Genomic DNA, 21,356 nt, shown 5'->3' on the forward strand with positions numbered 1-21,356 from the left:
ATGGAACGGCTGCTCATCGCCAACCGCGGCGAGATCGCGGTACGGATCATCCGTGCGGCACGGGAACTGGGAATGGAGACGGTCCTCGTCGCGAGCGAGCCCGACGCCGGATCCTACGCGGCCTCCCTCGCCGACGAGGTGCGCGTCGTGGGCCCAGCCCCGGCCGCGAAGAGCTATCTCGATGGGGCCGCGGTGCTCGCCGCCGCAGACGCCTCCGCATGCGACGCACTCCATCCCGGATACGGCTTCCTCTCGGAGAATGCCCGTTTCGCCCGCTCGGTCGTCGCCGCGGGCATCACCTGGGTGGGCCCCTCCCCCGACGCCATCGAGCTGATGGGCAACAAGTCCAGGGCCCGCCAGGCCGCACAGGATGCAGGCGTCCCCACGCTCCCGGGAAGCGACGGCGCACTGGACCCCGAGGCCGACGCCATCCCGCTGGCCCGAGCCATCGGGTACCCGTTGGTGGTCAAGGCTTCTGCAGGCGGTGGAGGGCGGGGCATCCGCCTGGTCACCGACGAGTCGGACCTCCTCCAGACCATCGACGTCGCCCGGGCGGAAGCCCAGGCCGCCTTCGGCGATCCCGCCGTCTACCTCGAGCAGTTCGTGCACCGCGCGCGGCACGTGGAGGTACAGATTCTCGGCGACGGCGAACGGGTGATCCACCTCGGCGACCGGGACTGCTCGCTGCAGCGCCGCCAGCAGAAGATCATCGAGGAAGCCCCCGCTCCACGGCTTCCCGACGCCGTCCGACAGACCATCTGGGCCTCGTCCATGGAACTCGGACGCCAGTGCGGCTACTCCGGACTCGGCACCATCGAGTTCCTCTACGACCCGGAGCGGGAACAGGCCGCGTTCATCGAGATGAACACCCGGCTCCAGGTGGAGCATCCCGTGACGGAGATGGTCACAGGCCTCGACCTGGTGCGTGAGCAACTGCTCGTGGCCTCCACCGGCAAGCTCCGGCTGCAGCAGGAGGACATCGCGTTCCGCGGCCACGCCTTCGAATTCCGCATCAACGCCGAGGACCCGTCGCAGGGCTTCATGCCGAGCCCCGGCACCCTGGCGCGCCTCGACTGGCCGGGTGGCCCCGGAGTGCGGGTCGACTCCGGCGTGGTCGCGGGATCCGCCGTCGCCCCGTTCTACGACTCGCTGCTCGCCAAGCTGGTGGTGTGGGACCAGAGCCGCCCGGAAGCCATCGAGCGCTCGGCACGTGCACTGGACGAGGTGAGGATCGAGGGTGTGAAGACCACCCTCGCGCTGCTCTCGACAGTCCTCCGCCGGCCGGAGGTGCGGGACGTCACGCACCACTCCAAATTCATCGAATCCACCCCCGATCTCCTCGGAGCTGACGCATGAGCCAGTCGACCCAGACACCAGCCCCCGCCCGCTACACCTGGGGCGGCGACGAATTCCTCTTCGTCGAGATCGCCGAGAGCATGAGCCTCACCGCCAACTTCACCGCGAACGCCATGGCCACCAGGCTCTCGGCGCAGGCCATCGACGGCGTCACCGACATCTGCCCCGCGAACGCATCCCTCCTGGTGCGCTTCGACCCCGATGTGGTTCCACCCGATCAGCTGGAGGCCCTCGTGCGCGAGGCCGAGGAGGAGGTGGCCCAGCTGAACGAGCAGACACTGGAAACCCGCATCATCGAGATCCCCGTCTGGTATGACGACCCCTACACCCGCGAGACCGGCGCCCGCTTCCGCAAGGGCCACCAGCGCCCGGAGGGAACCGATCTGGATTTCGCGGCCGAGGAGAACGGGCTGGCATCACCCCAGGAGTTCATCCGCCGGCATCACGAGTCCCCCTGGCTGGTGTCCATGGTCGGCTTCGTCGCAGGGCTGCCCTTCATGTTCCAGATCGTTCCGCAGGAGGAGCAGCTCGAGGTGCCGAAGTACCTGAGCCCGCGGACGGACACACCACCGCTGACCGTGGGGCACGGAGGATGCTTTGCCTGCATCTACTCGGTACGGGGCGCCGGCGGGTACCAGATGTTCGGCATCGCCGCCGCACCGATCTTCGACCCGGCCCAGAAACTCGCCGACTTCTCGGACTTCATGATCTTCTTCAAACCCGGGGACATCGTGAAGTTCAAGCCCATCGACGAGGACGAGTACAAGGCCATCCAGGCCGAGGTCGACGCCGGCACGTTCACCTACCGCCAGGCTCCGGTCACCTTCGACCTGCAGAAGGCCCTGGCCGACCCGACCGCCCACAACCGGGACATCATGGAGACGCTCAATGGCCTTTAGCATCCTCGAACCCGGCCTCGCCACCTCGGTCCAGGACCAAGGACGGCTCGGCTACTACAACGTAGGCATCCCGCAGGGCGGTGCGATGGACCAGCTCTCCGCCTCCATGGCGAACGCCCTCGCCGGCAATGCGGCCACGGACGCGGTGCTGGAGTGCGCGTACCTCGGGCCGAAGTTCACGACCGACGCCGACGCCGTCATCGCCGTCACCGGTGCGCCCGTCGAGGTGCGGGTCAACGGCACGACGGCGGACCAGTGGACGCGGCTGTCCCTCACGGCCGGGGACGAGGTGTCCTTCGGCATGCTGTCCGGCGGGACGCGCTACTACATCGCGGTCCAGGGCGGCATCGACGTGCCGCTCGTCCTGGGAAGCCGTAGCACCTATGCACTCGGCGCACTCGGGGGATTCCAGGGCCGGACGCTCAAGGCCGGCGACGTCGTCCCGGTGGGTCCAGCGCCGACGTCGGCCTCCCGCAGGCTGGACTCGATCCCGGACGAACTGCGACCCGCCTATGCGCGGGAGGTGTCGGTGCGCATCATGCCGGGGCTGTACGACCACCGCCTCACGGCGGAGGGTATGGAGACGCTGGTGACCGCCTCGTGGAAACTGACTCCCGTGGCCGACCGGACCGGTCTGCGCTACTCCGGGCCCGACATCGAGTGGAAGCCGCGCACGCAGCCCTTCGGCGCCGGGTCCGATCCGTCGAACATCGTGGACGCCGGGTACGCGATCGGGTCCATCCAGGTTCCCGGCGGCAAGGAGCCCATCGTGCTGCACCGCGACGCGGTCTCCGGCGGCGGTTACGCCATGGTGGCGACGGTCATCAGCGCGGACATGGACGTCGTCGCCCGCAGCGCACCGGGTACCGTGACCCATTTCGAGCCGGTGACCATGGAGCAGGCGCTCACCGCACGCGCCGACGCGGCGAGAATCCGGCGGTCGGTGTGGGAATGAGATCGGCGCTCAGCCGGCGTGCGCACTGCGGGCCGCCGTGACACCGACGCCCTCACTGCTCTCGCGCACGATCAACTCGGGCGGATGACGCACCGACTCGACATCCTCGCCGTTCATCACGCGCCGGAGCATCGCGACCGCTGTGCGCCCGATCTCGACCATGGGCGAGCGCACCGACGTCAGGGGGATGGGAAGTTGCGCAGCCAGTGACGTGTCGTTGAAGCCCACGACGGCGACGTCCTGGCCGACCACGAGGCCGGCTGCCCGGAAGGCACCCATGGCTCCGATGGCCGCGAAGTCGTTGACGGCGAACACGGCGGTCGGGACGCCGCCTGTGCCGCGGACGAGTTCCTCGCCTGCCTGCCGACCACCCTCGGTGTCGAAGCGTGACGGCAGGATCCGGTGCGGCGGAACCTCTCCCCCGAGCGCACGCCAGCGCTCGATGAAGGCCGCCGTCCGATCCACGCCCGTGCTCGCGTAGAGCTCACCCGCGATGATGGCCACCGACCGGTGTCCCACGGCCCACAGGTGGTCGGCCACCAGGCGCCCCCCGGTTGTGTCGTCGCACGTGGAGGAGGGGAATCCGGAGTACCGGCGGTTCATGAGGACGAAGGGCACGTGGCGGGCCGTCAGATCGTCGACGAGGCTGCTGCCCGCGTGCACGTCCCCGAGGATCAGGCCGTCGACCCGCCGTGCCAGCATGATCTCGGCCTTGCGCCGCTGCTCGTCGAGGTCGTCGTGTGAGTTCATCACGAACGTGGAGTGGTTGCTCTCCGCGGCAGCCTCCTCCACACCCTCGTACATGGTGGCCAGGACGATGTCGGAGAGCCTGGGCACGATGACGCCGATGGCCCGCGTACGGCGTGTCCGGAGGCTCGTCGCATGGGGATCAGGAGAGTAGCCGCGGAATTCCGCCAGTTCACGCACACGGCGTGCGGTCTCCTTCGACGCGGCTCCCCGTGCCACGTCCGTGTCGGAATGCAGCACCCGGGAAACGGTGGAGACGTGGATCCCCAACTCCGCGGCGAGGTCCTTCAGCGTGACTGCCGGGCGCCCTTTGCCAGGTGCTTTCATGCTGTCCCCTCCCCCTGTCCGCAGCAAAATTGTTTCAGCCGCGTGAAATCTCGCAGGATCCATTGACGAGACCCAGGTCACATCCTATGGTTTTTCTCACGCAACCCAAACGATTGGGTTGCGTAAGGCACTCTCCTGGTTCGCCTTGCAGAATCCCGGTTACGTTCCCTTCGCGGGATGGGGTCCCCACGGCAACCCAAACGATTGGGTAGGAGGCAATGCGCATGGGGACGACGACAACCGGACAGGTCACACTGCTCGCCACCGGCGGCACGATCGCCTCCCGCACGGACTCCACGGCGGGTGCCACCGTAGCCGCCGACGCGGGAAGTGCCGTGCTCGCATCGGCAGGGCTGAGCGACATCGCCGTGGAGGTCGTGGACCTGATGCAGAAGGGCTCGTACCTGCTCACCTTCGACGACATGCTGGCCGTACGCCGGGCCATCCAGGCGGCCCTCGCATCGACGACCACGCTCGGCGTCGTCGTCACGCACGGGACGGACACGATGGAGGAGACGGCCTACCTCGTGGATCTCCTCCATGACGACCCCCGACCGGTCGTGTTCACCGGAGCGCAGAACGCAGCCGATAGCACCGACCCGGACGGCCCCTCGAACCTTCGTGCCGCGATCGCGCTCGCGGTGTCACCCGATGCCAGGGGCAGGGGCGCGCTCATCGTGTTCGACGGAGAGGTGCATACCGTCCCCGGCACCAGGAAGACCCAGACGACCAGGCTGCGCGCGTTCGGCAATCCTGATCGTGGAGCGGTCGGATCGGTGTCGACCGCCGGCGTCACAGCACTGGAACCGGCCCCCGCACGTCCGGCCCCGCTGGGGACGCCTCCGAGCGGGGCGTCCACCCGCGTGGACATCGTCGCTTGCTACCCCGGTGCTGATGCAGCCCTCTTCTCGGCGGCGCTGGCCGCCGGAGCGCGGGGCATCGTCCTCGAAGCCACCGGGCTGGGCAATGCGAACGCCGAACTGTGCGAGGCAGTGCGCAAGGCGGTGCGCGACGGCGTCGTCGTCGTCACGAGCACCCGTGTCCACGCCGGGCCCGTGCGTGGCGTGTACGGAGCGGGGGGCGGCAGGACGCTCGAGGACGCCGGCGCGATCCCGTCCGGACTGCTCCGCCCGTCCCAGGCGCGGACCCTGCTCCACGCGCTGCTCGCCCTCGAACTCCCACCGGAAGACATAGCCCACCACGTGCTCCGCCGCGGTCGCCTCACCGGCGACCCGTCCGGGCCACCATGACCTGCCCCGAACCCTCCCCACCCCACTATGGAAAGGCTGACCCATGACGAAGGACATCCAGATCGCCTTCGGCGTCGACGTCGACGCAGTTGCCGGAATGCTCGGCTCGTACGGCGGAGAGGATTCCCCGTGTGACATCTCCCGAGGGCTCTTCAGCGGGGACGTGGGAGGTCCACGGATCCTGCGCCTGTTCGAGAAGTACTCACTGCCGTCGACCTGGTTCGTCCCGGGGCACTCGCTCGAGACCTTCCCCGATCTCACGAGGATGATCGTCGACGCCGGTCATGAGATCGGCGTCCACGGCTATTCCCACGAGAACCCGATCGCCATGACCCGCGAGCAGGAGACGGCGATCCTCGACAGGTCGATCGAGCTCATCGAGAAGGTGTCCGGCCGCCGGCCCACGGGCTATGTGGCCCCGTGGTGGGAGTTCTCGCCCATCACCAACGAGATCCTCCTCGAGCGAGGCATCAAGTACGACCACTCACTCATGCACAACGACTTCGAGCCCTACTACGTGAGGGTCGGGGACAGCTGGACGAAGATCGACTACACCAAACCCGCCGAGGCCTGGATGAAGCCCCTCGTTCGCGGCCAGGAGACGGATCTCGTGGAGATCCCCGCGAACTGGTACCTCGACGACCTGCCGCCCATGATGTTCATCAAGGCCTCCCCGAACTCGCACGGCTTCGTCAATCCGCGGGACATCGAGCAGATGTGGCGGGACCAGTTCGACTGGGTCTACGCCGAGATGGATTCCGCCGTCTTCACCATGACCATCCACCCGGACGTCTCGGGCAGACCACAGGTACTGCTCATGCTCGAGCGCCTGATCCAGCACTTCAACTCACACGAAGGTGTCACCTGGCACACCTTCGACCAGATCGCCGACTCGTTCCTGGCGCGTAGTCCCCGAAAGGAAACCAACTGATGTCCATCAAAGAGGCGGGTGTCGACCTGTCGACACCGACGAGTAACGAGCAACGCAACTTCCCGGTGTTCTCGAAGAAGAAGACCAGCACGGCGACCGTCCTCGCCCTGCTCGCCTGGACCGTGGCGGTCTTCGACTACGGACTGTTCGGCACCCTGCTGCCGGCCATGCAGGAGGAATTCGGCTGGACCGCACCGGAGGCCTACGCGGTCAACACCTGGATCGCCGTCGGTACCGCCATCGTCTGCTTCGGTATCGGACCGGTGATCGACCGCCTCGGCCGCAAGAAGGGGATGATGCTCACCGTCGGCGGCACCGCCGTCGTCTCGGGCGTCACCGCCTTCATTCCCGCGGGCCTCGGCGTCATCAGCAACTCGCTCCTCGTCTTCGTGCGGTCCTTCGGCGGGCTGGGCTTCTCCGAGCAGGCCGTCAACGCGACCTACATGAACGAGGTCTACCAGGTCACGGAGGACGAACGGAAGCGCAAGCGCCCGGGCTTCCACTACTCATTCATCCAGGGCGGCTGGCCGCTGGGCTTCCTCCTGGCAAGTGCCCTCGCCCTCGTGTTCCTGCCGCTCCTCGGCTGGCGCGCCCTGTACCTCATGGCCACCATCCCGGCCATCATCATCGTGCTGCTCATCAGCAAGAAGCTGAAGGAGACCCCGCAGTTCGAGCTGCACCAGCGCCTCACCCAACTGGAGAAGGGCGGCAAGAGCGACGAAGCCCACGCACTCGCAGCCGCCTACGGCGTCGAGCACTCCTCGACGTCGCCGCTCAAGCGCATCTGGGAAGGCGAGTTCCGCCGCAACACGATCGTCTTCTCCCTCGCCTGGATCCTCAACTTCTTCGGCATCGCGATCTTCAGCGTCCTCGGCACCTCGGTCCTCGCGAACGCCAAGGGCGTCCAGCTCTCCGATGCGTTCTGGATGCTGATCGTCATCAACCTCCTGGCCTACTTCGGCTACGTCTTCCACGGGTGGATCGGCGACAAGGTGGGACGCAAGAGGACCATCATCGTCGGGTGGATCATCTCGGGACTGTCCTTCGCCGTGATGCTGAGCCCCCTCGTCTCGAGCCCGTTCCTGATCATCCTCACCTACGGCACCGGCCTGTTCTTCCTGGTCGGCCCGTACGCGGCCATCCAGTACTTCATGGCCGAGTGCTACCCCGTGAGCTGCCGGGCCACGGGCCTCGCCTTCATCGGAGCCATGAGCCAGCCGGGCACCATCATCGGCGGCGCGCTGTTCACGATCATCGCCGCTGCCGCCGGTACCGGTGCAGCCGCACTGTGGGTGGGCGCCCTGGGCACCCTGCTCTCGGGAGTCCTGATGATCGCCGCACGCCCCGTCGCGGCGGTGGCTCTCGAGGAACCCCATGCCGCAGTCTGAGGTCGCGATCGTGACGGGAGCGGCCAGCGGAATCGGCCGCGCGCTCGCCGTCCACTATGCCGGCAGGAACGTGAAGACCGTCATCGGGACTTTCCCCGGCGACCCGCACGACCCGGAGGAGACCCTGTCCGGCGTGCGGGCCGCGGGAGGTGAGGCCGTCATCCAGGAAGTGGACGTCCGCTCCTCGTCCTCCGTCGATGCCTTCGCGCAGCGCGCACTGGAGGAGTACGGCCGGCTCGACTACGCGATCGCCAATGCGGGAATCCTCCGCAATGCACCGCTGAACGAGCTGACGGACGACCTCTGGACCGCCATGCTCGACGTCGACCTGACGGGAGTCCTGCGGACGCTGCGCTCCGCCTCGCAACGGATGGACGGTCCCGGCGCCCTGGTAGCCGTCTCCTCGATAGCCGGCGGCGTCTACGGCTGGGAGGAGCACGCGCACTATGCGGCGGCGAAGTCCGGTGTCCTCGGACTCGTCCGTAGCGTCGCCTCGGAACTCGGGCCGCGACAGATCCGGGCCAACGCGGTGATTCCCGGCCTGATCGAGACACCGCAGTCGCTGGACCCCGTCAACTCCCTGGGGCCCGAGGGCCTCGAGCGGGCGGGGAAGGATATCCCGTGGGGTCGTGTGGGCCGGCCGGAGGAGGTTGCCGACGTGATCGGTTTCCTCACCTCGGATGCCTCCCGGTACGTCACGGGGCAGTCCCTCATCGTGGACGGCGGCCTGACCATCAAGATGCGCGCATGACTCCGGGCGGCGCGCGCGGCATCGGCGGCCCTCGCACCGTCGTCGTCACGGGAGGAGCCAGCGGAATCGGTGCGGCCATCGCCGAGGGGTTCTCCGCCCAGGGTGACACCGTGGTGGTGCTGGACCGGACGCCCGGGTCCGGCATCATCGAGGTCGACGTCGCCAGCGAGGAAAGCGTCCGGACCGCCTTCGCAGCGGTCCGGGAGCGCACCGGAACCATCGACGTCCTGGTCAACAGCGCCGGCCTGCTCACGGAATCGCGGCTCGAGGACATGTCCCTCGCGCTCTGGAGCGAGACCATCGCCGTCGACCTCACGGGAATCTTCCTCTGCTGCAGGGAAGTGATCGGCCCGATGCGGGAGCAGCGCTGGGGGCGGATCATCAATATCTCCTCGCAGCTGGGTATCAAGGGCGGCGTGGGCCTCGGCCACTACACCGCCGCGAAGGCCGGCGTGATCGGGATGACCAAGGCGCTTGCGCTCGAAGTCTCGGCCGACAACGTGCTGGCCAACTGCATCGCACCCGGTCCCATCGAGACGCCGCTCGTCGACGGGATCTCCGAGGACTGGAAGGTCGCGAAGCGTGCGGAGTTGCCGCTGCGTCGTTTCGGGGTGCCCGCGGAGGTAGCACCCACGGCGCTCCTCCTCGCGAGCGATCCCGGCGGCAACCTGTTCGTGGGGCAGACCCTCGGGCCCAACTCGGGCGATGTGATGCCGTGACGGGCGCTCCCGGGAACGGACGGCGCTGATGTGCGGCGCATGCGGCCGGGCCGTCGTCGCAGATCCGACGCTCGGTCCCGTGCGCCGCACCCGGGACCTCCTCGTCGTCGTGCAGATCGTCAATAACGTCACGAGCGGATTACCCGGCGCTCCGACCGCCCGCGTCAGCGGCGACAGGTTCGTCCTCGCAGGGCGTACGGGCAGGAGTACCCCGTGCGACACGGTCGAGGACCTTTGGCGCGTGCTGCACGCCGGCGTCGATCCCGGGGCGTCGTCGGACCTTGCCCGGCGGATCGGCCGTGGGCTGCCAGCCGCAACTCCGCTCGCGGATCGGGTGCTGCGCGCAGGACTGTCGGCCCGCGCCCACTGACGGTTACCGGGGGTCCCGAACCCTGCCACCTCTCAGGTCGGGGCGCCGTCGTTCCTTGGTCTTAGGGTCCGAAGTGCGTGTCGCGGCGGGACGCGCCGGGCCTCGACCCCCGCGCCCGCAGAAACCGGGAACGACGGCGGGTCCCTTGCAGCGTGCACGCATTCCCGCTGGAAGGGCGTGTGTCGGTCATCGCCCGCTTTGCCCACATACTTACCGGACAGGGCCCATGTCCACAGGACGTGCGGGAGGATAGGCCCGACGAATCGACATGGGAAGTACTGGCAATGGGTTCGATGGATCGCGAGTGGTACCACGAGGACCGGGATGCGCGGACGAATGCCGTCCGCCGGTCCTCGTCGGGCAGGATCCCACAGTGGTCGGTGGATGACGCCTTCCGCCAGTCGTCCGCTCCCCCGCCTTCGCGTGTCACGCGCGGGCACAAGAAGAGGAGACGGCCCGGCGCCCGGTTTCGGCTGCGGCTCGGGACCGCCGCGGTGCTCGCGCTCGTCGCCTTCCTCTACCTGACGCCGACGCTGTTCGACCGCTACGTGCTACCCGTTGCATTGCCGTACCTGCCCGGTGCTGACGTACCGCCACGCGGCGTCGAGGCCGGCGACGTCCCGCTCGGTACGCCCCCACCCGCTCCCGCGTCGGCCTCCTTCCTGTTGATGGAGCCACCCGTCGAGTCGCAGGAATTCGTGGCGTACGATCCCTGCCGGCCCGTGCACTACGTGGTTCGCCCGGAGTACGCCCGCTGGATCCGAGGGACTCGTCCAGGCGGCTGTCGCCGAAGTCTCGGCGGCGACCGGGCTCCAGTTCGTCGACGACGGCACAACGACGGAGGCGCCCAGCGAGGATCGCGACCTGTACCAGCCGGAGTTGTACGGAAAGAGGTGGGTCCCGGTGCTCATCACATGGACCAGTCCCTCCGAGATACCCGGTCTGGCGGGTGACGTCGCCGGGCTCGGAGGCAGCGGCTACGCCCAGACGCCGGGACAGCCCCTCGTCCTCACGGGCGGGCAGGTGCAACTCGACGCGCCTGACGCCGTCAACACCCTGCTGTACCCCGATGGCCAGGCATATCTGAAGGCGATCATCATGCACGAACTGGCACACGTCGTCGGGCTCGACCACATCGACGACCCCGACCAGCTCATGTACCCGGCCGGCAGCGCGGTCTCGTTCGGTGACGGTGACCGCGCCGGGCTCGCCCTGCTCGGTACCGGTCCCTGCGTACCCGAGCTCTGATCCTTGACCCTTCGACCGTCGGGTCCCTAGCGTGAGGCCATGGCCTCCTCCGACATCAGGTTCTACTTCGACCCCGTCTGCCCCTTCGCCTGGATGACCAGCAGGTGGGTGCGCATGGTGGCCGGGCAGCGCGACTACACCGTGGAATGGCGCTTCATCTCGCTGCGCCTGCTCAACAGCCACATCGACTACGACGCGCACTTCCCCGTCGGGTACGAAGCGGGCCACACCGCGGGCCTGCGCCTGCTTCGCGTCGCCGCGCGCACCCGGAACGAGCACGGGCTCGAGGCCGTCGCCCGCCTCTATGAGCAGCTCGGCACGCACATCTTCGACCTGCGCGAGGACGACTCCGACGGCGGCCATCGCGGCACGGTGGAGTTCCTCGCACCGATCCTCACGGAGATCGGGCTGCCCGCAGAGCTGGCCGGGGCCCTGGAGGATGCCTCGCTCGACCCCGTCATACAGGCGGAGACTGACGAGGCGCTGTCCCTGACGGGCAAGGACGTCGGTACGCCGATCATCCACTTCGATCCGCCGGAGGGTGTGGCGTTCTTCGGCCCCGTGATCAGCCGCCTGCCCGAGGCCGAGGATGCCGGCGAGCTGTGGGACCACGTGGTAGGACTTGCCCGTTTCCCCGGGTTCGCCGAACTCAAGCGCAGCCTGCGGGAACGCCCGCAGCTGCGCAGCTTCGGGGTCGACGTCGGAGAAGCCGGACGCCAGGAGGACTGGCACGGCGGGAGCCGACGCACCAAGAAGTAGGCAGTAGGGAAGGAATGCGACAACGGTCTCCGGCGTGCAGGGTTCTCATGGCAGCATCGCGGGATGCCCTTACGCGGCCATGCGCATGATGCCCCGAGGCTGCCTGTCAAGGCTGCGTCAATTCGCACGGAAACCCGATTCCACCGAACCTCCTCGACCCCGTAAATTGAAGCAATGAGCAATGATGCCGCCTCGACAGTCCTCCGTCCGTTCGATCCCGACGGGGGCAACGACCAGCCTGCCGAAGCACTCGAGGCGCTGATCGCGAAGATCGAGGGCGAAGTTGCCGATCTCCAGTTCACCCGCTTCACCAACGACGACGCCGTGGCCCTCGGGCAGCTCCTCGTCCAGCTGGGGGTGGGGCGCAACCTTCCCATCGCGATCGGCATCAGCAAGCCGAACCACATCCTCTTCCGGGCCGCGCTCGACGGCGCCACCCCGGACAATGACTTCTGGCTCGAGGCGAAGTCCCGCGTCGCAGCCCGCTACCTGTCGCCGTCGCTCCTCATCGGCCTCCAGGCCCGGCGCAACGGCGGACGCTACGAGGACAACCCCATGGCCGACCCGTCGACGTACGCGGCGCACGGCGGCTCCTTCCCGCTCTACATCAGGGGGGTAGGACCGGTTGCCACCGTCACGGTGTCCGGGCTGCCGCAGCTCGAGGACCACCGGCTCGTCGTCGAGGCGCTCCGCACGTTCCACGCCGCGGAAGGCCTGTAGGACTGACGGCGGCGCTGCGGCGGGCCCCTGGGGGACGGCGCCGCGGCAGGTCCTTGGAGGACGGCGCTGGCAGGTCCTTGGAGGACGGCGCTGGCAGGTCCATGGGGGACGGCGCCGCGGCAGGCCCTGGGGGACGGTCGTCGTTCGAGGATGCGGAAGAGGCGGCGCCCCGGTGGGGACGCCGCCTCCTGCACTGCCGAACGGACCTACAGGGAGGCTTCGACGGCCTCCGCGATCGGGGTCTCGCCGCTGTTGAACTGGATGGTCCTGTCCACGGTGCCGAGATTCCCGAGGACGACGGCGGCCACGTGGGCCACGTCCTCGCGGGACACGGAATCCTGCTGCGGCTTGTCCGAGACCTCGATCTTCCCCGTACCGGGGTCCGTGGTCAGGGCGCCGGGGCCCAGGATGGTCCAGGCGAGCTGCGAGTTCCGCAGGTGCTCGTCCGCCGCGGCCTTGGCCTCGGCGTAGTGGAAGAAGCCGTTGTCCTCGGGTACCCCGTGGTCCTTGCCGGCGCCGAGGTAGGACACCATGACGTACCGGCCCACCGACGCCTGCTCGGCTGCGTCCATGGAGCGGATCGCGGCATCGCGATCGACGGCGTAGGTCGCCTCGGGGCTGCTGCCGCCCGCACCGGCGGACCACACCACGGCGTCGTGGCCGCGGAACACGTCGGCCATCCGGTCGACGGACAGGTCCGCGACGTCGGCTACGACCGGGGTGGCGCCCGCCTGCTCGACGTCGGCGGCGTGGTCCTGGTTACGGAAGATCGAGCTGACCTGGTGGCCCTGGCTCGTGAGGATCTTCGTGAGGTGCAGCGCTACTTTTCCGTGCCCACCGATGATGGCTACGCGTGACATGGGGAACTCCTGACAGATATCGGATGACGTACTTCCGACGCTAGTCCCCACCCCACGCACTGGCCACCGACGATCGGGCGTTCTGCCGGTAGCGCATCCCTATTCCCGCCCTACTCGGGAAAGACTCGGGAAGGACTCAGGGCGACTCGATGGGCAGCAGCAGGTCCTTGACCAGGGGGTCCGTCTCCAGGAACTCCTGGACGGCCGGGTCCGCGAACGCCTCCGTGAGCTTCCTGATGTTGTCGGTGTCGAGGTAGTCGGTGCCGACAGTCAGCTGGGAGGCGAACTCGTCCGGTGCGGCCGGGGCGAAGATCTGCTTCTCGAGCGGCACCTTGGCGGCGACGTAGTACTCGGTGTAGCCGACGGCGGCGTCGAGGTCCGGCAGGGCACGGGACTGGGCGCCGAAATCCAGGAGCGTGAAGGTCAGGTTCTTCGGATTCGTCGCGATGTCATCCTGCGTCGCCTCCCACTTGTTGATGCCCTCCTTGAGGGTGATCAGCCCCGCGCGTTCCAGGAGCCAGAGGCCCTGCGCCTCGTTGGCGGGGTCCGAGTAGAGCGAGACGGTCCCGCCGTCGGGGATCTGGTCCACGCTGGTGTACTTGTCGGACCAGATGCCGAAGCCCCAGCGGAAGACGGGCGTCACAGCGGTCTCGCGGAAGTCCGGGTTGGCCTCGAGCACCTGCCCGAGCCAGAGTTCGTGCTGGTAGACGGTCGCGGCCACCTCGCCCTCGCTGACGGCGCGGTTGATGGTGTTGCTGTCACTGAGTCCCTTGAACTCGATGTCGATCCCGTGCTTCGGGGCGACCTCGCGGTCGATGAATTCGATGAGCGCCTGCTCCGCGTGGTTCCCCTCGGCGGTGGCGACGAGGAGGGTGGCCCCGTCCGTCTCGGCGGCGGACTCGGCGGGGTTGAGGAGCGGTACGGCGATGAAGGCACCGGCAGCGAGTACGACGACGGCGCCTCCCGCGATCCAGGGTGCCTTGCTCCGCTTCCGGAGGGTGAACCCGTGGTCGGACGCGGGGGTCCCGGGTGTAGGAGTGGGGGCAGGGGTGCTGTTCTCGGACATGGTGAAGCCTTTCTGGGCGCACTGGAGGGAGCGCTGACGGGACGGAACGGAAGGGTGGGTGAAGGGAGGGTCAGGTGTGCTGCAGGCGTTTCTGCGGCGTCGTGAGACGGACCAGGCGGTCGCCGGCGATCTGCACGACCGCCACGGTGACCACGAGGATCACGATGGTCGCGAGCATGACGGTGTTGTCGAAGCGCTGGTACCCGTAGGTGACGGCGACGTAGCCGATACCGCCGGCGCCGATGGTGCCCGCGATGGCCGAGTACTCGATCATCGCGATCACCTGGATGGTGAGGCCGCCGATCACCGCCGGGATGGCCTCGCTGAACTGCGCGGACCGCATGATCTGGAGGTTCGACCCGCCTGCCGCCCGTGCCACCTGCACGATGGAGGGAGGCACGGATCGCAGCGCGTTCTCGACGATCCTCGTGAAGAACGCGATGCCCGCGAGGGACATCGGCACGACGGCCGCTGCGATGCCGATGTTCGTGCCGGTGATGAACCGGGTGAACGGGACGATGGCCGCCATGAGGATGAGGAACGGCAGGGAGCGGCCGATGCTGATGATCCAGCTCAGCACCGCGTGCAGGGCCGGGCGTTCGTAGAGGCCCCCTGGGGCGACGTTGTGGAGGAGGACTCCGAGCGGCGTGCCGACCACGAGGACCACGACCATGACGATCCCGACCATGGTGACGGTCTCACCGTAGGCGGGCAGCAGCAGGGCGGGAAGGTCGGCGAGGGGGACGTCGGCCCGGGGCAGGATGACGGCGCTCATGCCACGTCCTCCAGTGTCCCGGTGCGGACGCGGCCCGCACCGGCCAGGAAACCGCCGGATACGGCGTCGGCCGATCCGAGGGACGCGCGCGGGCCGAGGGGCGGGCCGTCGTCGGGCGTTCCGCTCAGTCCGCAACGGGCCAGTGCAGCTGCGACGCGAGCGTCGTCGTCCGTCCCGATGCCGAGAGTCGCGCTGCCGGTGTTGACGCCGTGCACCGTCTCGACGGAGGCGCCGAGCAGGTGCACGGCCGTGCCGAGATCCGCCGTGACACGCTGGATCCAGTCGCCCGGCACCACAGTGGAGTCATAGGTGACGAACCAGGTGCGCGTCCCGGCTTCGGGACCGGCGTGGCCGCGGCGGGGCTGCAGCGAGCGCCCCAGCTGGGACTCGTGCGAGGTCAGGAGCTCCACGAGGGTGCCCTGCTCCACGATCCGGCCGTGGTCGAGGCGGGCCACTGTGTCGGCGACCTGCCGGACGGTGTCCATCTCGTGGGTGATAAAGACGACGGTGAGGTCGAGGTCGTCCCGCAACTGCCGGATGAGGCCGACGACGGACCGTGTGGTGTCCGGATCGAGCCCGGACGTCGCCTCGTCCGCCAGCAGGATGGAGGGCCGCAGCGCCAGTGCCCGTGCAATGCCGACGCGCTGCGCCTGCCCGCCGGAGAGCTGGAACGGATAATGCCCTGCCTTGTCCGCCAGGCCCACGCGGTCCAGCAGTTCCGCCACCCGCGCCCTGGCTTCGTTCGGCGTGACCCCCAGGTATTCGAGGGGCAACGCGATGTTCTCGGCGGCGGTCCGGCGGCTCAGGAGGCTCGAGGACTGGAAGACGGTGCCGATGCGCCGCCGCGCCTCGCGGAGCCGCTTCTCCGGCAGGCCCGAGAGCTCCTCGCCGTTCACGACGACGGACCCGGACGTGGGCCGTTCGAGCAGGTTGATGCACTGGGCGAGGGTGCTCTTGCCCGCGCCGCTCGGGCCGACGACCGCGGCGATGCGGCCCGTCGGTACCTCGAAGTCGAGGCGGTCGAGCACGGTGACGGCGGTGCCGCCGCGGCCGTACGTCTTGGTGAGCTGTCTCAGGGTGATCATGGGGTTCCTTGCACGTATCAGGGGTGACAGGGGCGCGTCAGGGGCGGACGGTCTGGAGGCGGTAGCGCGCGCCGCGGTGCTCCTCGGGCAGGCGGTCGCCCTTGCCGAACAGCTTCTGGCGCAGCGTCCCCTCGACGTACTCCGTGGGATAGGCTCCGCGCTTCTGCAGTTCCGGAATGACGTGGGTGATGACGTCCTCGAAGGAGCTGGGTGTGATGGCGTAGGCCAGGTTGAACCCGTCCACGTCCGTTTCCTCGACCCAGGACTGCAGCTCGTCGGCCACCTGCGCGCCGGAGCCCACGATCCGCGGCCCCAGACCGCCGATGCCCGCCCACTCCGCGATGTCACGCACGGTCCAGGGGGCGCCGTCGTCGTTGACCTTCTGGAAGTTGGCGACGGCCGACTGGATGGCGTTGGACTTCACGTTGCCGATGGGCTCGTCGGGGTCGTAGGCGCTCAGGTCGATGCCGAGCCACCCGGAGAGCAGCACGAGGGCGCCTTCGTAGCTGACGTACTGCTGGTAGTCGGCGTGCTTTGCCTGCGCCTTCTCCTCGGTCTCGTCGGTGATGACGGTCAGCATCGTGTAGATGCGGACGGAGTACCGGTCGCGGCCCTCGGCCTCGACGGCGTCGCGGATCTTCTTGACGGCGTCCTTCAGGATGGGCTTGGTGGGCGCACCGACGAAAACCGCTTCGGCGTTGCCCGCGGCGAAGGCGATGCCCCGCGGCGAGGCTCCCGCCTGGTAGATGACGGGCGTCCGCTGGGGTGAGGGTTCGCTGAGGTGGATGCCGGGAACGGTGAAGAAGGTGCCCTGGTGATTGATGTCGTGCACCTTGGCGGGGTCGGTGAAGACTCCGGTCTCGCGGTCGCGGACGACGGCGTCGTCCTCCCAGGAACCCTCGAGCAGCTTGTAGAGCACCTCGAGGTACTCGTCCGCGTGGTTGTAGCGCTCGTCGTGTTCCAGCTGGTCCTCGTTACCCATGTTCCGCGCTGCGGAGGGAAGGTACCCGGTGACGACGTTCCAGCCGACCCTGCCGTTGGTCAGGTGGTCGAGCGTGGAGAGGCGGCGGGCAAAGGGATAGGGGTGTTCGTAGGCGGTGCCGGCGGTGACGCCGAAGCCGAGGTGCTCGGTGACCAGGGCCATCGCGGAGACCAACAGGAAGGGATCGTTGACCGGCGTCTGGGTGCCCTGCCGCAGAGTCGCCTCATTGGATCCGCCGTAGACGTCGTAGGTGCCGAGGACGTCGGCGATGAAGATGCCGTCGAACAGGCCCTTCTCGAGCGTCCGGGCGAGGTCGGCCCAGTAGCGCAGGTCCTTGTAACGCCAGGACTGGTCCTCCGGGTGGCGCCAGAGGCCGGGCGACTGGTGGCCTACGCAGTTCATGTCGAACGCGTTGAAGCGGATGTGGCGGGGTGCAGCGGGCATGGGGATCCTCATGTCAGGGCACTGCCGTAGGGAAGCGCCATACTTGTCCGCACGGTGCATGCCGGACCGAATCCTCACCTGGGGCACCCCGCTACAGCGAGAGGGTTGCCGTCCAACAAACCAGGGTTTTGCGTTGGAACTCTTGATTCTGGTGACGAGCCTAGGTCGGCGGTGACAGCGGCGTCCAGAGCCGATCGTCACGCGGCGTCATGAATGACCGGCTACCGGAGGTAGGACGCCCCGTTGACGTCGATCACGGTGCCGCTCACCCAGAGCGGCGCCTCGGTGGCCAGCCAGGCCACGGATTCGGCTACGTCCCCGGGTGTCGCCACCCTCCCGAAGGGACTCTGCGCCCGCACTGCATCCCCGCCCGGGCCGTCGAGCACGCTCCTGCCCATGTCGGTCTCCACGAAACCCGGAGCCACCGCGGCCGCGAGGATGCCGTGGGGCGCGAGGGCGACGGCGAGCGACTGCGTCATCGCGTGGAGGCCGGCTTTGCTCGCACCGTACGCCGGCGTTATCGGCTCGCCCCGGTAGGCACCGCGCGATCCGACGCTGATCAGGCGTCCACCCGACGGACCCGAGGGACGCTCGAGGAGGTGGCGCGCCACCAGCCAGGACAGGTTTGCAGGGCCCAGCAGGTTGACGTCGATGGTCCGGCGCCAGGCCTGCTGCCAGTCGCCGAAGGAGGTGGTGTCGATGGGATGAGCCTCGAAGATCCCTGCGTTGTTGACGAGGACGTCGACGCCACCGAGGCCTGCGACGGCGTCGTCGACAATCTGCCGACACGCGTCGGGATCACCTGCATCGCCCACCACGACGACGTGGCCCGAGCCGGGCAATCCGCTCCGGACAGCCTCCGCTGCCGCCACGTCCCGCCCCGCGTGCACCGCGACCCGATGTCCACGGAAGGCCACTTCGTGGGCGATCGACGCGCCGATGCCTCGACTCGCCCCGGTCACCAGGATGTTCGATGTCATGGATCAGACGCTACAACGTGCACGGGCCGGACGCCCCGAGACGTGCAGCTATGGACACCCTGCCCGAACCCGCTGTGAGCCTTGCTACGCTGAAAGGCCATGCCCGAGAACTCCGCCGAAGGAGCCCGATGGACCCGTTCGACGCCCGTATCGACAGCGGGATGCTGATTCTGCGCTGGCGGCGTGGGGTCGAGATCACCCACTCACGCGCTGTGGCTGCAGCCCGGGCGCTCGCGGAATTCCACGGTCCAACAGCCCTGCCGCTCCTTGTCCACATGCACGGAATCAGCGGCGTGACACCGGAGGCGCGCATAGGGATGATGGGCTACCGCGGCTTCTCGCGGGTCGCGCTGGTCGGCGAGGACGTCATCGACGAGGTGATGTCCGGCTTCTCGCACCGCTCCCCCACGACCACGCGCTACTTCACCTCGGAGCCTGACGCCGTGGCGTGGCTCATGGACAGCAGCGCAGCCCCTGCGAAGGCACCCGGGTTCGACTGACCTGCTCCTGGTTCGACCAGGGCAGCACCTGCGCAACCCCGCCGGCGTCGTTGACCGCCCTGTGCGGCGAATGCCAGAGTGACTGCATGAGCACCGATCATCCCGGAGTCGAGGTCAGCACCGACGAGGCGAAGAGCCGTTACGTCGCCACGCTCAACGGCGATCCGGTCGGCTTCGCCGCATACGAGCGGTCCGGCGACACGATCGTCTTCACGCACACCGTCGTCGACGAGGAACTCGAGGGCCAGGGCGTCGGAAGCACGCTCATCCGGCACGCCCTCGACGACTCCCGTCTCCGGCGCCTCACCGTCGTGCCGGAGTGCGAATTCGTGGTGGCGTTCATCGAGGACCACCCCGAGTACCGGGATCTGACCGGTTAGGCCCACCCGACATGCCGCCCGCGGCAGCTAGAACTGGATGCCGCGGCTGAGCCCGCCGTCGATCAGCAGGTTGGCGCCGGTGGTTCGGCTGGAGCGCGGGCTCGCCAGGAAGACGACGGCGTCCGCCACCTCCTGCGGCGTGCCCATGCGGCCCGTCGGGTTCAGGCCCATCGCGGTCGCGAAGAACTCGGGGTTGCCGGCCTCGATGCCCTGCCACACTCCGCCCTCGTGGTACGTGTTGCCGGGCGAGACGGTGTTGGCGCGGATGCCCTGTGCGGCGAGCTGGAAGGCGAGGCCGGCCATGTAGGCGATCAGGGCGGATTTCACCGTCCCGTAGGGGCCGGAGGCGAAGTCCACCTCGCGGCCGGAAACGCTCGAGATCGCGGTGATCGACGGCGTCGAGCTCTTCCCGAGATAGGGCAGCGAAGCCTTCACGAGACGCACCGTACCGAGGAGGTCCACCCGCAGGCTCTCCTCCCAGTTCGCCTCGGTGTCCTCGATCGCCAGGGCGCTGACATTGCTCACCACAGCATCGATGCCACCGAAGTCCGCCGCCACGGTGTCGACCCAGGCCGGCACCGCCAGGCTGTCGCCGACGTCGAGCACGTAACCGGTGACACGACCCGCCGACGACGCAAGGGCCTCCTCCGTCGCCGCCACCTCCCCGGCGTCGCGCGCACAGAACGCAACGTTCACGCCCTCCTGCGCGAAGGATTGCACGATCGCGCGGCCGATGCCCTTGGTCCCGCCGGTGACGAGGGCGGTGGTGCCGGTCAGATGCAGGTCCATGGTTGTCCTTCAGTCGGGTTGCGGTGTTTCGCTGGAACAGGGACGCCGGTCAGCGCAGCTCGGCGCCCTGCCGTCGCAGGTGCGCATGGAGCCCGCCGTAGGCATCAGCGGCTGGGAAGAGTGCCTTCGGGGCCTTCACCACCACGCTGTAGTTGACGTCCACGGCGTTGGCGATCGGCGCGAGCGCCGTCTGGGTCAGGAGCTGGTAGGCGTCCAGCTGGTGCAGCCCGAAGAGGTCGCCGAACCACCGCACCATCTCCACCTGCCCGATGCGCCATGAATCCTCCATCGGTCGCGATGACCCGACGGCGCCCCAGTGGTAGTCCGTCTCGAAGCGTGGCCAGGCGGGAGCACCACCCTTGACGAGTTCCACGATGATCGTCGAGTGCATGGCGCCCTCGACGGCGGTGCCGCAGGCCTCGCCCTCGCCCTGGCGGTAGTGCCCGTCCCCGATGGAGAACAGGGCCCCCTCGACGTTCACGCCGAGGTAGACCGTGGTGCCGGCCTTCACGTCCGGGGCGTCCATGTTGCCGCCGAACCGCTCGGGCACCAGGCTCGAGCGCACCTCGCCGCCGGGGGGCGCGACACCGACGGTCCCGAGCATCGGTTCGAGCGGCAGCGCGACCTCGAAATCACCCAGACGTGACTGGAAGCCGACCGTCCGCCGCTCCGTGTCCACGTGGTAGATCCACGTGATGTCGGCCAACGGTTCCTGCAGGGTGGCCGTTCGGTCGGTGCTCGTGAGGCCGCCGAAGAACGGGATGGTAGCCGAGGCGCCGTAGGACCGGGCCGGCGTGAGGTCCACGATGTGGAGCGCCAGCGTGTCACCTGGTTCCGCGCCCTCGACATAGAAGGGACCGGTCTGTGGGTTGACGAAATTCAGGTCCACCTTCTCCCCCGACACGTCGTCCACCGAGGTGAGGGCGTTGTTGAAAGCATCCTCGGACCAGAGCCTGAGCGCAGTGCCGGGCTGGACCGTCAGAACCGGGGCACTACCGCCGAAGGTGTACACCAGCTGGTCCCGGCGCGGATGGTACTCGATGATCTCCATGACCGGATGCTACGGGTAGGCTCC

The 21,356-nt window shown here is 68.4% G+C and carries 24 protein-coding genes and 1 riboswitch; of the genes, 14 read left to right on the top strand and 10 right to left on the bottom strand.

Annotated features, from left to right (window positions below):
* Genes D6T63_RS14025 through D6T63_RS14035 form a run of 3 tightly spaced genes read left to right on the top strand, consistent with a single transcriptional unit; the run spans window position 1 to window position 3,210 of the window.
* Entirely contained in the window at window positions 1-1,356 is a 1,356-nt protein-coding gene (locus D6T63_RS14025) for an acetyl-CoA carboxylase biotin carboxylase subunit (RefSeq protein WP_120149673.1), read from the top strand.
* Entirely contained in the window at window positions 1,353-2,255 is a 903-nt protein-coding gene (locus D6T63_RS14030) for a 5-oxoprolinase subunit B family protein (RefSeq protein WP_120149674.1), read from the top strand. The genes D6T63_RS14025 and D6T63_RS14030 overlap by 4 nt, the downstream gene beginning before the upstream one ends.
* On the top strand, window positions 2,245-3,210 hold the full coding sequence (locus D6T63_RS14035; protein WP_120149675.1) for a 5-oxoprolinase subunit C family protein: 966 nt from the start codon (window positions 2,245-2,247) through the stop codon (window positions 3,208-3,210). The genes D6T63_RS14030 and D6T63_RS14035 overlap by 11 nt, the downstream gene beginning before the upstream one ends.
* Window positions 3,211-3,219: 9 nt before the next feature.
* Here the strand turns inward: D6T63_RS14035 and D6T63_RS14040 are convergent, their stop codons facing one another.
* The gene (locus tag D6T63_RS14040; protein ID WP_120149676.1) at window positions 3,220-4,284 is read right to left on the bottom strand and encodes a LacI family DNA-binding transcriptional regulator; all 1,065 of its coding nucleotides are present in this window, start codon (window positions 4,282-4,284) and stop codon (window positions 3,220-3,222) included.
* A 224-nt stretch (window positions 4,285-4,508) separates the two neighbouring features.
* On the opposite strand from D6T63_RS14040, the gene D6T63_RS14045 reads away from it, so the two are divergent.
* From D6T63_RS14045 to D6T63_RS14070, 6 genes are read left to right on the top strand one after another with little or no spacing between them, the layout of a single operon-like run.
* A complete protein-coding gene (locus D6T63_RS14045; RefSeq protein ID WP_120149735.1) occupies window positions 4,509-5,534 on the top strand; it encodes an asparaginase in 1,026 nt (341 codons plus the stop codon).
* 43 nt (window positions 5,535-5,577) lie between these two features.
* Complete coding sequence (locus D6T63_RS14050) at window positions 5,578-6,465, top strand: polysaccharide deacetylase family protein (protein ID WP_120149677.1); 888 nt, start codon at window positions 5,578-5,580, stop codon at window positions 6,463-6,465.
* Window positions 6,465-7,853: an MFS transporter gene (locus D6T63_RS14055; protein WP_120149678.1), complete on the top strand. Its 1,389-nt coding sequence runs from the start codon at window positions 6,465-6,467 to the stop codon at window positions 7,851-7,853. The genes D6T63_RS14050 and D6T63_RS14055 overlap by 1 nt, the downstream gene beginning before the upstream one ends.
* Window positions 7,840-8,604, top strand: a complete 765-nt coding sequence (locus tag D6T63_RS14060) for an SDR family NAD(P)-dependent oxidoreductase (protein ID WP_120149679.1) — start codon at window positions 7,840-7,842, stop codon at window positions 8,602-8,604. The genes D6T63_RS14055 and D6T63_RS14060 overlap by 14 nt, the downstream gene beginning before the upstream one ends.
* A complete protein-coding gene (locus tag D6T63_RS14065; protein ID WP_120149680.1) occupies window positions 8,601-9,323 on the top strand; it encodes an SDR family NAD(P)-dependent oxidoreductase in 723 nt (240 codons plus the stop codon). Before D6T63_RS14060 ends, D6T63_RS14065 begins: the two co-directional genes overlap by 4 nt.
* Window positions 9,324-9,351: 28 nt before the next feature.
* On the top strand, window positions 9,352-9,693 hold the full coding sequence (locus D6T63_RS14070; RefSeq protein WP_120149681.1) for a hypothetical protein: 342 nt from the start codon (window positions 9,352-9,354) through the stop codon (window positions 9,691-9,693).
* Between the two features lie 551 nt (window positions 9,694-10,244).
* Here the strand turns inward: D6T63_RS14070 and D6T63_RS19820 are convergent.
* Window positions 10,245-10,604 carry a hypothetical protein gene (locus D6T63_RS19820; RefSeq protein ID WP_235830765.1) on the bottom strand — a complete coding sequence of 120 codons (360 nt, stop codon included), beginning with the start codon at window positions 10,602-10,604 and terminating at the stop codon, window positions 10,245-10,247.
* On the opposite strand from D6T63_RS19820, the gene D6T63_RS19825 reads away from it, so the two are divergent.
* The 3 genes from D6T63_RS19825 (at window position 10,597) to D6T63_RS14085 (ending at window position 12,420) form a co-directional block, all read left to right on the top strand.
* Window positions 10,597-10,941, top strand: coding sequence for a matrixin family metalloprotease (locus D6T63_RS19825; RefSeq protein ID WP_235830766.1), 345 nt, complete (start codon window positions 10,597-10,599; stop codon window positions 10,939-10,941). The genes D6T63_RS19820 and D6T63_RS19825 overlap by 8 nt on opposite strands.
* Before the next feature lie 39 nt (window positions 10,942-10,980).
* Window positions 10,981-11,700, top strand: a complete 720-nt coding sequence (locus D6T63_RS14080; RefSeq protein ID WP_120149682.1) for a mycothiol-dependent nitroreductase Rv2466c family protein — start codon at window positions 10,981-10,983, stop codon at window positions 11,698-11,700.
* A gap of 174 nt (window positions 11,701-11,874) precedes the next feature.
* Window positions 11,875-12,420: a heme-degrading domain-containing protein gene (locus D6T63_RS14085; RefSeq protein ID WP_120149683.1), complete on the top strand. Its 546-nt coding sequence runs from the start codon at window positions 11,875-11,877 to the stop codon at window positions 12,418-12,420.
* Between the two features lie 206 nt (window positions 12,421-12,626).
* Here D6T63_RS14085 and D6T63_RS14090 read toward each other — a convergent pair whose 3' ends face one another.
* The 6 genes from D6T63_RS14090 to D6T63_RS14115 form a co-directional block, all read right to left on the bottom strand.
* Complete coding sequence (locus D6T63_RS14090; RefSeq protein WP_120149684.1) at window positions 12,627-13,280, bottom strand: SDR family oxidoreductase; 654 nt, start codon at window positions 13,278-13,280, stop codon at window positions 12,627-12,629.
* Window positions 13,281-13,416: 136 nt separating this feature from the next.
* A complete protein-coding gene (locus D6T63_RS14095) occupies window positions 13,417-14,346 on the bottom strand; it encodes a MetQ/NlpA family ABC transporter substrate-binding protein (RefSeq protein WP_120149685.1) in 930 nt (309 codons plus the stop codon).
* Window positions 14,347-14,416: 70 nt separating this feature from the next.
* Window positions 14,417-15,121: a methionine ABC transporter permease gene (locus D6T63_RS14100; protein WP_120149686.1), complete on the bottom strand. Its 705-nt coding sequence runs from the start codon at window positions 15,119-15,121 to the stop codon at window positions 14,417-14,419.
* Window positions 15,118-16,206 carry a methionine ABC transporter ATP-binding protein gene (locus D6T63_RS14105; protein ID WP_120149687.1) on the bottom strand — a complete coding sequence of 363 codons (1,089 nt, stop codon included), beginning with the start codon at window positions 16,204-16,206 and terminating at the stop codon, window positions 15,118-15,120. Before D6T63_RS14105 ends, D6T63_RS14100 begins: the two co-directional genes overlap by 4 nt.
* 37 nt (window positions 16,207-16,243) lie before the next feature.
* Window positions 16,244-17,632, bottom strand: coding sequence for an LLM class flavin-dependent oxidoreductase (locus tag D6T63_RS14110; RefSeq protein ID WP_120149688.1), 1,389 nt, complete (start codon window positions 17,630-17,632; stop codon window positions 16,244-16,246).
* A 34-nt stretch (window positions 17,633-17,666) separates the two neighbouring features.
* Window positions 17,667-17,780, bottom strand: a riboswitch (SAM riboswitch).
* 73 nt (window positions 17,781-17,853) lie between these two features.
* Window positions 17,854-18,612 (bottom strand): SDR family NAD(P)-dependent oxidoreductase, encoded by a 759-nt coding sequence (locus tag D6T63_RS14115; RefSeq protein ID WP_120149689.1) that lies wholly within the window; start codon window positions 18,610-18,612, stop codon window positions 17,854-17,856.
* 128 nt (window positions 18,613-18,740) lie between these two features.
* On the opposite strand from D6T63_RS14115, the gene D6T63_RS14120 reads away from it, so the two are divergent.
* Both D6T63_RS14120 and D6T63_RS14125 read left to right on the top strand, forming a co-directional pair.
* A complete protein-coding gene (locus D6T63_RS14120) occupies window positions 18,741-19,112 on the top strand; it encodes a SpoIIAA family protein (RefSeq protein WP_120149690.1) in 372 nt (123 codons plus the stop codon).
* Between the two features lie 86 nt (window positions 19,113-19,198).
* Window positions 19,199-19,492: a GNAT family N-acetyltransferase gene (locus D6T63_RS14125; RefSeq protein ID WP_120149691.1), complete on the top strand. Its 294-nt coding sequence runs from the start codon at window positions 19,199-19,201 to the stop codon at window positions 19,490-19,492.
* 27 nt (window positions 19,493-19,519) lie between these two features.
* On the opposite strand, the gene D6T63_RS14130 is transcribed toward D6T63_RS14125, so the two are convergent.
* Entirely contained in the window at window positions 19,520-20,281 is a 762-nt protein-coding gene (locus D6T63_RS14130; protein WP_120149692.1) for an SDR family NAD(P)-dependent oxidoreductase, read from the bottom strand.
* Window positions 20,282-20,330: 49 nt separating this feature from the next.
* Entirely contained in the window at window positions 20,331-21,332 is a 1,002-nt protein-coding gene (locus tag D6T63_RS14135) for an acetamidase/formamidase family protein (protein WP_120149693.1), read from the bottom strand.
* Between the last annotated feature and the right edge of the window lie 24 nt (window positions 21,333-21,356).

Source organism: Arthrobacter cheniae, from assembly GCF_003602275.1.
Taxonomy (GTDB): Bacteria; Actinomycetota; Actinomycetes; order Actinomycetales; family Micrococcaceae; genus Arthrobacter_D; species Arthrobacter_D cheniae.